The sequence below is a fragment of the Streptomyces sp. NPDC005808 genome, assembly GCF_042871385.1.
In the GTDB taxonomy this organism is placed as follows: Bacteria; Actinomycetota; Actinomycetes; order Streptomycetales; family Streptomycetaceae; genus Streptomyces.
Genome location: NZ_JBIAIK010000009.1, coordinates 1 through 14,254 on the forward strand (window position 1 = coordinate 1; position 14,254 = coordinate 14,254).

The following is a 14,254-nucleotide window of genomic DNA, read 5'->3' on the forward strand; positions in this document are numbered from 1 at the left end:
GTGTGGTGGCGGTGGTGGTGTGGGGGGGGGGGGGGGGGGGGGGGGGGGATTCTTGGGGGGGGGTGTTATTTATTTTTTTTTTTTTTTGGGGGGGGGGGGGGCCGGGGGGGGGCCCCCCCCGGCCGAGGTGTGGGGTGGGGCTGTGATCCCGGGGCGGCGGCTGCATCGCCCGGGATGGGGCGGCAGATTCGCTCCGGGGGGCCTGGTGGGGCGCGTTGTGCCGGGTGGTGGGTCGGGGCCGTACCGGAGCATCCGTCCTCGGTCCGGCGCGGAATCGGTTGCTCAGGAAGCGGGCGGTGTTGACGCGCCAGCCGCTGCGGGCGGACGTTCCGGCACGTCCCCTTCTGTCGGTGGGCGGCTGCGGGCCGCTGCGGGCCGCAGGGGGCCGCGCCCAGTCCAGCTCTGGCCGGCAGGTCTTCCTGGGGCTCGGCTTTGGGTGCCTGGGTGCCTGGGTCCGCGGGGCAGGTGGGGGCACCCGTATCGTGGAGTCGTTGAAGTCAGTCCGTTTTCTCCGGTCAAGGAAGGCCGCAGTCGCCATGGTGCAGATCAAGACCCCCGAGCAGATCGCCAAGATGCGTGAGGCGGGCCTGGTCGTCGCCGCCATCCACGCGGCCACCCGTGAGGCGGCCGTGCCCGGCGCCAGCACGAAGGATCTGGACGAGGTCGCGCGCAAGGTCCTAGCCGAGCACGGGGCCAAGTCGAACTTCCTCGGGTACGGCGGTTTCCCGGCCACCATCTGCACCTCGGCCAACGAGGTCGTCGTCCATGGCATCCCGGACGACAAGACCGTCCTCAAGGACGGCGACATCATCTCCATCGACGCCGGCGCGATCGTCGACGGCTGGCACGGCGACGCCGCGTACACCGCGTTCGTGGGCACCGGTCACGCCCCCGAGCTCATCGAGCTCTCCCGGGTGACCGAGGAGTCGATGTGGGCGGGCATCGCCGCCATGAAGCTGGGCAACCGGCTCGTCGACGTCTCCCGGGCCATCGAGACGTACATCCGCCGCCAGCCCAAGGTCGGCGGCGGGCGGTACGGGATCGTCGAGGACTACGGCGGCCACGGCATCGGCACCGAGATGCACATGGACCCGCACCTCCTGAACTACGTCGAGCGCCGACGCGGCAAGGGACCCAAGCTGGTCCCCGGGTTCTGCCTCGCCATCGAGCCGATGGTGTCGCTGGGCACACCCAAGACCGAAGTGCTGGAGGACAACTGGACCGTCATTACGACGGACGGGACCTGGTCCTCGCACTGGGAGCACTCCGTCGCGCTGACGGAGGAGGGGCCGCTTGTGCTGACGGCTCCGGACGGCGGGCGGGCGAAGCTGGCGGAGTACGGGGTTGTGGCTGCGCCGGATCCGCTGGCGTAGCGGTTCCGCGAGGGCAACGAGGCTGCTGCGGGTTCCGCGCGGGGGCCGGGGCTGCTGCGGGATCTGGGCTCCCCGAGTGCTGGTCCGGCGCCGTCATCGACCTGCCGGTGTCGGCGCCCTGGTGCCGCGAAACGACTGTTCCTGCCGACGGTTCGTGGCCGTCGGCCGTAGGGGTTCTGGTTAATGATCTTTGAAGTCGGGCATTCTTCCTCGATTCGTCTTTCCGGGTGCGCTGACGTAGACTGACTCGTCGGCTCTCGTGCACCCGCATGTCTGCATGCGCTCGTGCGGAGTCGATCAAGGTAGTCGATTCGAAGGGCGAAGCGTGGCCAAGAAGCAAGGTGCCATCGAGATCGAGGGCACTGTCGTCGAGTCTCTTCCGAACGCAATGTTCAAGGTTGAGCTCCAGAACGGCCACCAGGTTCTGGCACACATCAGCGGCAAGATGCGTATGCACTACATCCGCATCCTCCCTGACGACAGGGTCGTGGTGGAGCTGTCTCCGTACGACCTGACACGTGGCCGGATCGTCTACCGGTACAAGTAGATCTTGCCTGTGCCCCGCTCCCGCGGGGTGGTGGCACTGACCCGGAGAACCTCACCAATGAAGGTCAAGCCGAGCGTCAAGAAGATCTGCGACAAGTGCAGGGTGATCCGCCGTCACGGCCGGGTCATGGTCATCTGCGAAAACCCGCGCCACAAGCAGCGCCAGGGCTGACGCACGACCGACCTTCTGCTTCCGCAGATACTTCGCGCGACGCACGTAGTACATGTTCATACGCAGAGCCCAGGGCTGAGTCGCATCAGGCCTGACACCCCCGGTCGGAGGCCGGGGACCCGGTTCGTACCGAATCTTCGACGTGAAGAGGACGGCGGGCGGGAACCGGTTCTGCGGAAGACCTCCGAACGACAACTGGAGCCATTGAATGGCACGCGTTTCCGGTGTTGACATCCCGCGCGAAAAGCGCGTGGAGGTTGCCCTCACCTACGTGTTCGGCATCGGCCGGACCCTCTCGCAGAAGACGCTGGCCGAGACCGGCGTCAACCCTGACACCCGCGTTCGTGACCTCTCCGAGGAGGAGCTGGTCAGGATCCGCGAGTACGTGGACGCCAACTTCAAGACCGAGGGTGACCTCCGTCGCGAGGTGCAGGCCGACATCCGCCGCAAGGTCGAGATCGGCTGCTACCAGGGTCTGCGTCACCGTCGCGGCCTGCCCGTCCACGGTCAGCGCACCAGCACGAACGCTCGTACCCGCAAGGGCCCGCGTCGCGCGATCGCCGGTAAGAAGAAGCCGGGCAAGAAGTAGTCCACAGCGGACAACGCTTCATCAGCGGTCTTCGCTGTAGGACCGACCACCTCCCCGTAGGAGTTATAGATGCCCCCCAAGGGTCGTCAGGGCGCTGCCAAGAAGGTGCGCCGCAAGGAAAAGAAGAACGTCGCTCATGGGCACGCCCACATCAAGAGCACGTTCAACAACACGATCGTCTCGATCACGGACCCCGCGGGCAACGTGATCTCCTGGGCCTCCGCCGGCCACGTCGGCTTCAAGGGCTCGCGCAAGTCCACCCCCTTCGCCGCGCAGATGGCCGCCGAGTCGGCCGCCCGTCGCGCGCAGGAGCACGGCATGCGCAAGGTTGACGTCTTCGTGAAGGGCCCGGGCTCCGGTCGCGAGACCGCGATCCGCTCCCTCCAGGCCACTGGCCTCGAGGTCGGCTCCATCCAGGACGTCACCCCCACCCCGCACAACGGCTGCCGTCCGCCCAAGCGTCGCCGCGTCTGACGCACGGCTGTCTTAGTTTTCCCGGGGTGCGGGCGGTATGGCCTTTCGGGGCCGTGCCGCCCGTACCCTTGTAGTAATCAAGGGCGTCAAATAGTGGGTGCCCATGACTGAAGGAATCTCTTCATGCTGATCGCTCAGCGTCCCTCGTTGACCGAAGAGGTCGTCGACGAGTTCCGCTCCCGGTTCGTGATCGAACCGCTGGAGCCGGGATTCGGCTACACCCTCGGCAACTCCCTGCGCCGTACGCTCCTCTCCTCGATCCCGGGTGCCGCTGTCACCAGCATCCGGATCGACGGTGTCCTGCACGAGTTCACCACCGTGCCGGGCGTCAAGGAGGACGTCACCGACCTGATCCTCAACATCAAGCAGCTCGTCGTGAGCAGTGAGCACGATGAGCCGGTCGTGATGTACCTGCGCAAGCAGGGTCCGGGTCTGGTCACCGCCGCCGACATCGCGCCCCCGGCCGGTGTCGAGGTGCACAACCCCGACCTGGTCCTGGCCACGCTCAACGGCAAGGGCAAGCTGGAGATGGAGCTGACCGTCGAGCGCGGTCGCGGTTACGTCTCCGCGGTGCAGAACAAGCAGGTGGGCCAGGAGATCGGTCGTATTCCGGTCGACTCGATCTACTCGCCGGTTCTGAAGGTCACGTACAAGGTCGAGGCGACGCGTGTCGAGCAGCGGACCGACTTCGACAAGCTGATCGTCGACGTCGAGACCAAGCAGGCCATGCGTCCCCGTGACGCCATGGCGTCGGCCGGCAAGACGCTGGTCGAGCTGTTCGGTCTGGCCCGCGAGCTCAACATCGACGCCGAGGGCATCGACATGGGCCCGTCCCCGACCGATGCCGCCCTCGCCGCCGATCTCGCTCTGCCGATCGAGGAGCTGGAGCTCACCGTTCGGTCCTACAACTGCCTCAAGCGTGAGGGCATCCACTCCGTGGGTGAACTCGTCGCCCGCTCCGAGGCCGACCTCCTCGACATTCGTAACTTCGGTGCGAAGTCCATCGACGAGGTCAAGGCGAAGCTGGCCGGCATGGGCCTGGCCCTGAAGGACAGCCCGCCCGGATTCGACCCGACCGCCGCTGCCGACGCCTTCGGCGCCGACGACGACGTGGACGCGGGTTTCGTGGAGACCGAGCAGTACTGACCGACCGGTACTGATCGGGAGCCACACCTCCGGGACCCTTCGGGGTCCCGGATCTCCGACGGGCGATCGCCCGCTCGGACACTGACCTCGGTACCTGATACGGCCGGGGCAGACACCAAGGAGAAAGACCATGCCGAAGCCCGCCAAGGGTGCCCGTCTGGGCGGCAGTGCCGCGCACGAGAAGCTGCTCCTCGCGAACCTTGCGAAGTCGCTCTTCGAGCACGGCCGCATCACCACCACGGAGGCGAAGGCCCGGCGCCTGCGCCCGTACGCGGAGCGTCTGGTCACCAAGGCGAAGAAGGGTGACCTTCACAATCGCCGCCAGGTGCTTTCGGTGATCACGGACAAGAGCATCGTGCACACGCTCTTCACCGAGATCGGCCCGCGTTACGAGAACCGTCCGGGTGGCTACACCCGTATCACCAAGATCGGTAACCGCCGTGGCGACAACGCGCCCATGGCTGTCATCGAGCTGGTGGAGGCGCTGACCGTGGCCCAGGCGGCCACCGGTGAGGCCGAGGCGGCGACGAAGCGCGCCGTCAAGGAAGACGTCCTCAAGAAGGACGAGGCCGTCGAGGCCAAGTCCGACGAGGTCGTCGAGGACGCGGCTCCGGCTGACGCCGAGGGCGACGAGTCCAAGGACGCCGAGTCCAAGGACGCCTGAGCTTCTGCTCGTGTGTGAGCGGGTCCGTCCCCTTCGGGGCGGGCCCGCTTTCGCGTTCCGTGAGTGGGTGGGGAGCACCGTACGCGGCTGCGGGTTCGGCTGTGCCCACCCCCCATCGCCCTGCGGAACGACTGCCCACAGCCTGAGGCCTGGGGACGCGCTGCCCACCGCCCTGAGAGGATCTGTTCGTGAGTGATGAAGCAGAAGCTGGATTCGTGCGGGTGCGGCTGGATCTGGCGTACGACGGGCGGGAGTTCTCCGGGTGGGCCAAGCAGGCCAGCGGCCGCAGGACCGTCCAGGGGGAGATCGAGGATGCCCTGCGGACGGTCACGCGGTCGGGGGACGCCACCTATGAACTGACCGTGGCGGGGCGGACCGATGCCGGGGTGCACGCGCGCGGGCAGGTGGCGCATGTCGATCTGCCCGAGGCGGTGTGGGGCGAGCACCGGGAGAAACTCCTGAAGCGGCTGGCCGGGCGGCTGCCGAAGGACGTGCGGATCTGGTCGCTGGCCGAGGCGCCCAGCGGGTTCAACGCCCGGTTCTCGGCGGTCTGGCGGCGGTACGCGTACCGGGTGACCGACAACCCCGGTGGCGTCGATCCGCTGTTGCGCAGTCACGTCCTGTGGCACGACTGGCCGCTCGACGTCGACGCCATGAACGAGGCCGCCCAACTCCTCCTCGGTGAGCACGACTTCGCCGCCTACTGCAGGAAGCGTGAAGGGGCCACGACCATTCGTACGCTGCAGGAGCTGAGCCTCGTGCGCGGGGGCGACGGGGTCATCACCGCGACGGTTCGCGCCGACGCCTTCTGCCACAACATGGTGCGGTCGCTGATCGGTGCGCTGCTGTTCGTGGGTGACGGACACCGGGGGCCCGAGTGGCCCGGGAAGGTGCTGGGTGCCGGCGTACGGGACTCGGCCGTCCATGTCGTACGGCCGCACGGGCTGACGCTCGAAGAAGTCGGCTACCCCGCCGACGAGTTGCTGGCCGCGCGGAGCAAGGAGGCGCGGAACAAGCGGACGTTGCCTTCGGCGGGGTGCTGCTGACCGGCTGACCGGCTTGCGCCCGCGTGACGGGAGTGGACGGTGGTGGCCTGCCGGGGCGTCTGGTGGGCCCTGCCGCGTTGCCCGGAGGCCTGCCTACTCGTTGGCCGCCGTCGACGCCTGGGCCTCGCCGCGGCGGCGGATCTGGCGGAAGGCGAACTCGGCGAGGTCGTCCCCGGCCGTGAAGACCGCGGCGTCCTTCGTGGTCACGTCCTTGCCGTCGGTGAAGCCGGCGAGGGTGAAGTAGGCGTAGCGGCCGTAGGAGTTGGTGGTCGAGCGGCAGACCGCCGAGTTGCAGAAGGCCTTGACGTCGCCGCCGGACAGTGAGGCGATGATGCTCTTGGCGTCCGCCTCACCCTTGGCCTGGGTCGCCTGGGCCTCGGTGTCGAAGACGGCTATGCCGACCGTCGCCGCGATGCCGTCCTTGCTGTAGGTGACGCGCATGAGGCGCGTGCAGTCGTTCTTGGTGAGGACCGCGGCGAGCGTGCCCTTCGCGGCCGAGGCACAGTTCGTCGTGTCGGCCTTCGGGCCCTTGAGATAGACGCGGTCACCCATGGTCAGCGACGAACCGGGGAGGAGGATGTCCGGGCTGAGCGGTGATGTGTCCTTCTTCACGCTGGATATGAATTCCTCCGGGTCCAGCGGCGGCGGGGCCGAGGTCGGCTCGAAGGACGGGGTCAGCCCGGTGGTGTCGCTCGGGATGTCCGCGGTGGCGGGCAGGTTGCTGGGCGAGTTCGCGGCCTGACTGCTGCCGTTCGCGGACACGACACCCACCGCGACGGCGACGCCCACCGCGACGGTGGCGAGCGCTCCGCCGCAGACCAGCAGCAGTCTGCGACGCTTGTTGCGCGACTCGGAGGCGTCGGCGAGCGCCGCCCAGTCCGGAGTCCGGTCGTCCGACTGGCTGACCCACTGAGGCCGCTGCGATCCTGACTTCCAGGGATCCCACGGGGGCTGCCCCTGCCCACCCTGCCCATAGCTCATGCGCCGCATCTTAGACGGGCGTTGGGGGGTGTCGTTCCGCTCCGCCGGGCACTTGAGACCCCGGCGTGACCTGACGCCGTACGGCAAAAGTGACATCTCCGGGTGGTTGGTACGTCACGTCGCCCGGCCTTCGGAGGCCGCGCCGATTTCGTACATTCGTACGAGAGCGGGTCGGGGGCGGTGCCGGCCCCGGGGCGCGTTTTGACCCGTCCGGGGCAGCCCGGGTACGCTGAACCTTCGTTATGTGTATTGGCTTGCTCATTCTCACGTGAGAGGCCCTTACACCGGTCCACCGGGGCCGATGACCAGCGACCAGCACGCGGTATGCGTCACCGCAGTGCGGTCAGGGCTGTCGTGATCGTCCGTGGTGGCCATGTCAGGACCCACTCACTGAAGAAGCGAAGGCTACGACCGTGCGTACGTACAGCCCCAAGCCCGGCGACATCACTCGCCAGTGGTACGTCATCGACGCTCAGGATGTCGTCCTGGGCCGTCTGGCAACCACTGCCGCGACCATTCTGCGGGGCAAGCACAAGCCGATCTATGCCCCTCACGTCGACGCTGGTGACTTCGTCATCATCATCAACGCCGACAAGGTGCACCTCTCCGGCAACAAGAAGACCCAGAAGATGGCGTACCGCCACTCCGGTTACCCGGGTGGTCTGCGTTCGGTTCGTTACGACGAGCTGCTGGCGAAGAACCCCGAGAAGGCCGTCGAGAAGGCCATCAAGGGCATGATCCCCAAGAACACCCTGGGTCGTCAGTGCCTCTCGAAGCTGAAGGTCTACTCGGGCGACCAGCACCCGCACGCTGCCCAGCAGCCGGTGCCGTTCGAGATCACCCAGGTCGCGCAGTAGTTCCGGCCACCCCCTAAGACCAAAGAGAATCTGAGGAAAATCGTGGCCGAGACCACCGCTGAGCAGCCGGTCGAAGAGACCGAGACCGAACTCGCTGAGAACGCCGAGAACGTCGAGAGCTACACCACCGAGTCCGAGGTGCCGCCCGTCGAGGGCGAGTACACCTCGGAGTCGCTCGCGGGCCGCTTCGGCGACCCGCAGCCGGCCGCCGGCCTGGGCCGTCGCAAGGAAGCCATTGCCCGCGTCCGGATCGTTCCGGGCACCGGCAAGTGGAAGATCAACGGTCGCACCCTTGAGGAGTACTTCCCCAACAAGGTGCACCAGCAGGAAGTCAACGAGCCCTTCAAGGTGCTCGAGCTCGACAACCGCTACGACGTCATCGCCCGCATCACGGGTGGCGGCGTCTCCGGTCAGGCCGGTGCGCTCCGTCTCGGTGTCGCCCGCGCGCTGAACGAGGCCGACGTCGACAACAACCGCGGCGCCCTCAAGAAGGCCGGCTTCCTCAAGCGCGACGACCGTGCGGTCGAGCGCAAGAAGGCCGGTCTCAAGAAGGCCCGTAAGGCTCCGCAGTACAGCAAGCGTTAATCTTCGCTGCCTGCTCGTACGCGTAGCACGTCTGCTCTGTGGAGCACGTGCAGTTACGCGTAGTACGTCCGAACGCCCCGGCGGCACGCCACAGTGCCGTCGGGGCGTTCGTTTATCACGGCCTTAGGCGTATAACGGCACAAGGCGCTCAAAGGCTCATGTGATCGGATGACGTCCGAATTCTGAAGCTTTCTCAGGAGGACAAGTGGGACGACTCTTCGGCACGGACGGCGTGCGCGGTGTCGCCAACGCGGATCTGACGGCCGAGCTCGCGCTCGGTCTGTCCGTCGCGGCGGCGCACGTACTGGCCGAGGCGGGCACGTTCGCGGGCCACCGCCCGGTCGCGGTGGTCGGACGTGACCCGCGTGCCTCCGGGGAGTTCCTGGAGGCCGCCGTGGTCGCCGGCCTGGCCAGCGCGGGCGTGGACGTCCTGCGCGTCGGTGTGCTGCCCACCCCCGCGGTGGCGTACCTCACCGGCGCGCTGGGCGCCGACCTCGGCGTGATGCTCTCCGCCAGCCACAACGCGATGCCCGACAACGGCATCAAGTTCTTCGCCCGCGGCGGCCACAAGCTCGCCGACGAGCTGGAGGACCGGATCGAGGGCGTCTACGAGGAGCACCGCACCGGCGCTCCCTGGGACCGGCCGACCGGCTCGGGCGTGGGGCGCGTGCGCAGTTACGACGAGGGCTTCGACCAGTACGTCGCCCACCTCGTCGCCGTACTCCCGAACCGCATCGACGGTCTGAAGGTCGTCCTGGACGAGGCGCACGGTGCCGCCGCCCGGGTGTCGCCCGAGGCCTTCACGCGGGCCGGCGCCGAGATCATCACCATCGGTGCCGAGCCGGACGGGCTCAACATCAACGACGGGTGCGGCTCCACCCACCTGGAGAAACTCCAGGCCGCCGTGCTCGAACACGGCGCCGACCTCGGTATCGCGCACGACGGCGACGCCGACCGCTGCCTCGCCGTGGACCACACGGGTGCCGAGGTGGACGGCGACCAGATTCTGGCCGTACTCGCGCTTGCGATGCGGGAGCGTTCCGCACTGCGCTCCGACACCGTTGTCGCGACGGTCATGTCCAATCTGGGCTTCAAGCTCGCCATGGAGCGCGAGGGCCTGTCCTTCGTGCAGACGGCGGTCGGTGACCGTTACGTCCTGGAAGCCATGAAGGAGCACGGGTACGCGCTCGGCGGCGAGCAGTCCGGGCACGTGATCATCCTCGACCACGCCACCACCGGCGACGGCACGCTGACCGGGCTGCTCCTCGCGGCCCGGGTCGCCCAGTCCGGCCGTACGCTGCGGGATCTCGCGTCCGTCATGGAGCGGCTGCCGCAGGTGCTCATCAATGTGCCGGACGTCGACAGATCGCGGGTGAGCACATCGGCCGAGCTCGCGACGGCAGTTGCCGACGCCGAGCGTGAACTCGGCTCCACCGGGCGTGTGTTGCTCCGTCCGTCCGGCACCGAGCCGCTCGTACGGGTGATGGTCGAGGCCGCCGACATCGACCACGCCCGGTCGGTCGCCGGACGGCTCGCGGACGCGGTGAAGTCCGCGCTCGGTTAGGACTGGCCACGTGCGGCGGTGCGTTCGCGCTGACTGGTCCAGAGCCACTTCTGGGCCAGCAGCGTGAGCGTGCCGGCCAGCACGATGCCCAGCAGGTTCAACAGCAGCTGTTCGGTGGAGCCCCAGGCCTGCCTGTACTCGGTGTAACTGAAGGCGACGGCGGCGTTCGCGGCCGCCGGAACCGTCGTCACCGAGATGGCGACGCCCACCAGGGCGCCCGACTTGGCGGACGTCAGGGACAGCATGCCCGCGCAGCCGGCGAGGCCGGCCACGACGAACGAGAACCAGTCGGGCCGGTAGATGAAGTTGGTGTTGGGGCGCTCGGCGTCCAACTGCTCGATGCTGAACAGGTTCACGGCTTCCATGAACAGGCTGAAGGCCACGGTCACCAGCATCGCGGCGGCGAAGCCCACGAGTAGCGCGATCAGTGAGCGCCATGCGAGCCCTGGGGCGCGGCGGACCGCGGCCGTGCAGAGCCCGGCCAGCGGTCCGAACTCGGGGCCGACCGCCATTGCGCCCACGATCAGGATCGCGTTGTCGAGGACCACACCGCAGGCCGCGATCATCGTGGCCAGCGTGAGGAACGCGACGTACGTGATCGAGAGCGTCGACTCCTCGTGCGTCGCGTCGGACAGTTGCTCCCACAACACCGCGTCCGCACCCTCGCCCGGCGCGTCGTCCTCCGCCCTGTCGGCACGCGCGGAGAGCGACAGGTCGATGTTCTCGACGGCGATCGAACCGGTCTTGTCGAGGTCCAAGTCCCGCAGGGCGCCGACGAGTTCGTCGCCCGCCTCGCGCGCGACGTCGACCATCACCACGTCTCCGGCCGGGTTGCGGGCGGTACCGGGCAGGACCACGAGGTGGGCGGTGCCGACCGTTTTCTCGATCAGGCTCACCACGTCGTCCGTCTTGTCGGCCGGGGTGATCAGGCGCAGATGCAGCATGACGTCTTTCTACACGGGCCCCTACAGCTTGCGCAGGCTCAGCCTCTGCACCTTGTGGTCCGGGCCCTTGCGGATGACCAGGGTGGCGCGGCCGCGGGTCGGGGCCACGTTCTCCAGGAGGTTGACCTTGTTGATGGTCCGCCAGGTCGTGCGGGCGTAGTCGAGGGCCTCCTCCTCGGAGACCTGGGTGTACTTGCGGAAGTACGAGGACGGGTCCTGGAAGGCGGTGGCGCGCAGTTTGCGGAAACGGTTGAGGTACCAGGCCTCGATGTCCTCGGCGCGGGCGTCGACGTACACGCTGAAGTCGAAGTAGTCGGCGAGGCCGACGCGGGTGCGGCCGTCCTTGCCGGGGAGTGCGGGCTGCAGGACGTTCAGGCCTTCGACGATCAGGATGTCGGGGCGGCGGACCGTGAGCCGCCGGCCGGGGACGATGTCGTAGATGAGGTGCGAGTAGACGGGCGCCGTCACCTCGTCCTTGCCCGCCTTGATGTCCGCGACGAACCGGGTGAGCGCGCGACGGTCGTACGACTCGGGGAAGCCCTTCCGCGACATCAGGCCGCGCGACTCCAGCTCCTTGGTGGGGAGCAGGAAGCCGTCCGTGGTGACCAGCTCGACGCGCGGGTGCTCGGGCCAGCGGGAGAGCAGAGCCTGGAGGAGACGGGCGACCGTGGACTTGCCGACGGCCACCGAGCCGGCGACGCCTATCACGAAAGGCGTGCCGGACTGGGAGCCCTTCTCGCCGAGGAAGGTGTTCAGGGCGCCGCGCAGGCCGTCGGTGGCCCCGACGTAGAGGTTGAGGAGGCGGCTCAGCGGGAGGTAGATGTCCCGCACCTCGTCGAGGTCGATGACATCGCCCAGGCCGCGCAGCTTCTCGACCTCCTCGGCGTTCAGCGGGAGCGGCGTCTTTTCGCGCAGCGCGCTCCACTCGGCACGGGTGAGGTCGAGGTAGGGAGTCGCCTCCGGCCTGGGCCGGTGGGCGCTCCGGGGGATCGAGGAGACCGGAGAGATCACACTCCATTGTTGCGGGAGTGTGGACGGGGTGGGGGGTGGGGTGCGTCACGCGAGCCGGTGAGCGGCCGGTCCGGGTGGGCTTTCGTGCGGATGCTTATGTCGGGAGGCTTTCGTACGGAGGCTTTCCTACGGTGGCTTTCGTGGCGGCTCTCGTACGGAGGCTTTCCTACGGTGGCTTTCGCGCGGTGGCTTTCGTGCGGTGGTGGGAATTTCCGATTTCGGGCACGGAGTGCCGGGTTCGGGCGGCTTGTGGCCTCTAGGCTGCCGCCCATGTGCGGAATTGTGGGATACGTGGGGTCGCAGTCGGCGCTTGATGTGGTGATGGCCGGGCTGAAGCGGCTGGAGTACCGGGGATACGACTCGGCGGGGGTCGCCGTGCCCGCCGACGGGGGGCTCGCCGCCGCGAAGAAGGCCGGGAAGCTGGTCAACCTGGAGAAGGAGCTGGTCGAACGGCCGCTGCCGGCCGGTTCGACGGGGATCGGGCACACCCGCTGGGCCACACATGGCGGGCCCACGGACGCGAACGCCCACCCGCATCTCGACAACGCCGGCCGGGTCGCCGTCGTGCACAACGGGATCATCGAGAACTTCGCGCTGCTCCGGGCCGAGCTGGCCGAGCGCGGGCACCACTTGGCCTCCGAGACGGACACCGAGGTGGTCGCCCATCTGCTCGCCGAGGAGTTCTCGGTCTGCGGCGACCTGGCGGAAGCGATGCGGCTGGTGTGCCGGCGTTTGGAAGGCGCGTTCACACTGGTCGCCGTGCACGCCGACGAGCCCGACGTGGTCGTCGGGGCGCGCCGCAACTCGCCGCTCGTGGTGGGCGTCGGCGAGGGCGAGGCCTTCCTCGCCTCGGACGTCGCCGCGTTCATCGCCCACACGCGGTCGGCGATCGAGCTGGGTCAGGACCAGGTGGTGGAGCTGCGCCGCGACGGCGTGACGGTCACCGGCTTCGACGGCCGGCCCGCCGACGTACGCGCCTTCCATGTCGACTGGGACGCGTCAGCGGCCGAAAAAGACGGCCACGACTACTTCATGCTGAAGGAGATCGCCGAGCAGCCCAAGGCGGTCGCCGACACCTTGCTCGGTCGCATCGACGCGGACGGCTTGCTGACTCTGGACGAGGTGCGGATCCCGGTTCACGAGCTGCGCGAGATCGACAAGGTCGTCATCGTGGCGTGCGGGACCGCTTTCCATGCCGGGCTGATCGCCAAGTACGCCATCGAGCACTGGACGCGGATCCCGTGCGAGGTGGAGCTGGCGAGCGAGTTCCGGTATCGGGATCCGATCCTGGGCGCGCGGTCCCTGGTGATCGCCATCTCCCAGTCCGGCGAGACCATGGACACCCTGATGGCGCTGCGGCATGCGCGCGAGCAGGGCTCGAAGGTGCTCGCCATCTGCAACACCAACGGCTCGACGATTCCGCGCGAGTCGGACGCGGTGCTGTACACGCATGCGGGGCCTGAGGTCGCCGTCGCCTCCACGAAGGCGTTCCTGACGCAGTTGGTGGCCTGTTACCTGGTCGCGCTGTATCTGGGGCAGGTCCGCGGGACCAAGTGGGGAGACGAGATCCAGGACGTGATCCGGGATCTGGCGGAGATCTCCGGTTCGGTGGAGCGGGTTCTGGAGACCATGGAGCCCGTACGGGAGTTGGCGCGCTCCCTCGCCGACAAGAACACCGTGCTGTTCCTCGGGCGGCACGTGGGTTATCCGGTGGCTCTGGAGGGCGCGCTCAAGCTGAAGGAGCTTGCGTACATGCACGCCGAGGGCTTCGCGGCCGGCGAGCTGAAGCACGGGCCCATCGCACTGATCGAGGACGATCTGCCGGTGGTGGTGGTCGTGCCCTCGCCCCGGGGACGGTCCGTGCTCCACGACAAGATCGTGTCCAACATCCAGGAGATCCGGGCACGGGGCGCGCGCACGATCGTCATCGCGGAGGAGGGGGACGAGGCGGTGGTGCCGTACGCGGATCACCTGATCCGGATTCCGGCCACGCCGACGTTGCTCCAGCCACTGGTGGCGACGGTGCCGTTGCAGGTCTTCGCCTGTGAGTTGGCTACGGCACGGGGGAACGAGGTGGATCAGCCTCGGAACTTGGCGAAGTCGGTGACGGTGGAGTAGTTCTGCAGGCCGTGGAGGAAGGCTGCGAAGGCTTCGGCCGGGAAGATGAGAGCTGACCTGGCCGGGGTCTTGGAGTCGCGGATGGCTATGTGGGGGTGCGAGTTCGCGATTTCCACGCAGGAGTCGCCGTCGCCGGGGCCTGAGTAGGACGACTTTCGCCAGTTGCCAGGGGTGTCCATGGGGT

General features: G+C 68.1%; 16 protein-coding genes. 12 read left to right on the plus strand and 4 right to left on the minus strand.

Translation table 11 applies throughout. The features are described 5' to 3' along the window. Positions 1–536: 536 nt before the first annotated feature. The 8 genes from map (at position 537) to truA (ending at position 6,010) form a co-directional block, all read left to right on the plus strand. Positions 537–1,373 (plus strand): type I methionyl aminopeptidase, encoded by an 837-nt coding sequence (map, locus tag ACFYPC_RS20715; RefSeq protein WP_388678120.1) that lies wholly within the window; start codon positions 537–539, stop codon positions 1,371–1,373. Between the two features lie 325 nt (positions 1,374–1,698). After that, positions 1,699–1,920: a translation initiation factor IF-1 gene (gene infA, locus ACFYPC_RS20720; RefSeq protein ID WP_003948620.1), complete on the plus strand. Its 222-nt coding sequence runs from the start codon at positions 1,699–1,701 to the stop codon at positions 1,918–1,920. A gap of 57 nt (positions 1,921–1,977) precedes the next feature. Then, positions 1,978–2,091 carry a 50S ribosomal protein L36 gene (rpmJ, locus tag ACFYPC_RS20725; protein ID WP_003998809.1) on the plus strand — a complete coding sequence of 38 codons (114 nt, stop codon included), beginning with the start codon at positions 1,978–1,980 and terminating at the stop codon, positions 2,089–2,091. 208 nt (positions 2,092–2,299) lie between these two features. Further along, positions 2,300–2,680, plus strand: a complete 381-nt coding sequence (gene rpsM, locus ACFYPC_RS20730; RefSeq protein ID WP_266455950.1) for a 30S ribosomal protein S13 — start codon at positions 2,300–2,302, stop codon at positions 2,678–2,680. A 69-nt stretch (positions 2,681–2,749) separates the two neighbouring features. After that, positions 2,750–3,154: a 30S ribosomal protein S11 gene (rpsK, locus tag ACFYPC_RS20735; protein ID WP_006376016.1), complete on the plus strand. Its 405-nt coding sequence runs from the start codon at positions 2,750–2,752 to the stop codon at positions 3,152–3,154. Between the two features lie 123 nt (positions 3,155–3,277). Further along, positions 3,278–4,300 (plus strand): DNA-directed RNA polymerase subunit alpha, encoded by a 1,023-nt coding sequence (locus tag ACFYPC_RS20740; protein ID WP_019055532.1) that lies wholly within the window; start codon positions 3,278–3,280, stop codon positions 4,298–4,300. Between the two features lie 130 nt (positions 4,301–4,430). After that, entirely contained in the window at positions 4,431–4,964 is a 534-nt protein-coding gene (gene rplQ, locus ACFYPC_RS20745) for a 50S ribosomal protein L17 (RefSeq protein ID WP_388678127.1), read from the plus strand. A gap of 188 nt (positions 4,965–5,152) precedes the next feature. Then, complete coding sequence (truA, locus tag ACFYPC_RS20750; protein WP_388678130.1) at positions 5,153–6,010, plus strand: tRNA pseudouridine(38-40) synthase TruA; 858 nt, start codon at positions 5,153–5,155, stop codon at positions 6,008–6,010. Between the two features lie 93 nt (positions 6,011–6,103). Here the strand turns inward: truA and ACFYPC_RS20755 are convergent, their stop codons facing one another. Then, positions 6,104–6,991 (minus strand): hypothetical protein, encoded by an 888-nt coding sequence (locus ACFYPC_RS20755; RefSeq protein WP_388678133.1) that lies wholly within the window; start codon positions 6,989–6,991, stop codon positions 6,104–6,106. Between the two features lie 413 nt (positions 6,992–7,404). On the opposite strand from ACFYPC_RS20755, the gene rplM reads away from it, so the two are divergent. The 3 genes from rplM (at position 7,405) to glmM (ending at position 9,997) form a co-directional block, all read left to right on the plus strand. After that, positions 7,405–7,848 (plus strand): 50S ribosomal protein L13, encoded by a 444-nt coding sequence (gene rplM / locus ACFYPC_RS20760; protein WP_388678136.1) that lies wholly within the window; start codon positions 7,405–7,407, stop codon positions 7,846–7,848. Between the two features lie 42 nt (positions 7,849–7,890). After that, a complete protein-coding gene (gene rpsI / locus ACFYPC_RS20765) occupies positions 7,891–8,433 on the plus strand; it encodes a 30S ribosomal protein S9 (protein WP_388678138.1) in 543 nt (180 codons plus the stop codon). A gap of 205 nt (positions 8,434–8,638) precedes the next feature. After that, positions 8,639–9,997: a phosphoglucosamine mutase gene (gene glmM, locus ACFYPC_RS20770; protein ID WP_388678141.1), complete on the plus strand. Its 1,359-nt coding sequence runs from the start codon at positions 8,639–8,641 to the stop codon at positions 9,995–9,997. Here glmM and ACFYPC_RS20775 read toward each other — a convergent pair. Together ACFYPC_RS20775 and coaA are read right to left on the minus strand one after the other, a co-directional pair. After that, on the minus strand, positions 9,994–10,941 hold the full coding sequence (locus ACFYPC_RS20775; RefSeq protein WP_388678144.1) for a DUF389 domain-containing protein: 948 nt from the start codon (positions 10,939–10,941) through the stop codon (positions 9,994–9,996). The two genes, glmM and ACFYPC_RS20775, sit on opposite strands and share 4 nt — an antisense overlap. A 21-nt stretch (positions 10,942–10,962) precedes the next feature. Next, positions 10,963–11,952, minus strand: a complete 990-nt coding sequence (coaA, locus tag ACFYPC_RS20780; protein WP_388678147.1) for a type I pantothenate kinase — start codon at positions 11,950–11,952, stop codon at positions 10,963–10,965. A gap of 270 nt (positions 11,953–12,222) precedes the next feature. Between coaA and glmS the strand changes: the two genes are divergently transcribed. Further along, positions 12,223–14,070 (plus strand): glutamine--fructose-6-phosphate transaminase (isomerizing), encoded by a 1,848-nt coding sequence (glmS, locus tag ACFYPC_RS20785; RefSeq protein WP_388678149.1) that lies wholly within the window; start codon positions 12,223–12,225, stop codon positions 14,068–14,070. Here the strand turns inward: glmS and ACFYPC_RS20790 are convergent. Next, a complete protein-coding gene (locus tag ACFYPC_RS20790; protein ID WP_388678151.1) occupies positions 14,031–14,249 on the minus strand; it encodes a DUF397 domain-containing protein in 219 nt (72 codons plus the stop codon). The genes glmS and ACFYPC_RS20790 overlap by 40 nt on opposite strands. Positions 14,250–14,254 lie beyond the last annotated feature (5 nt).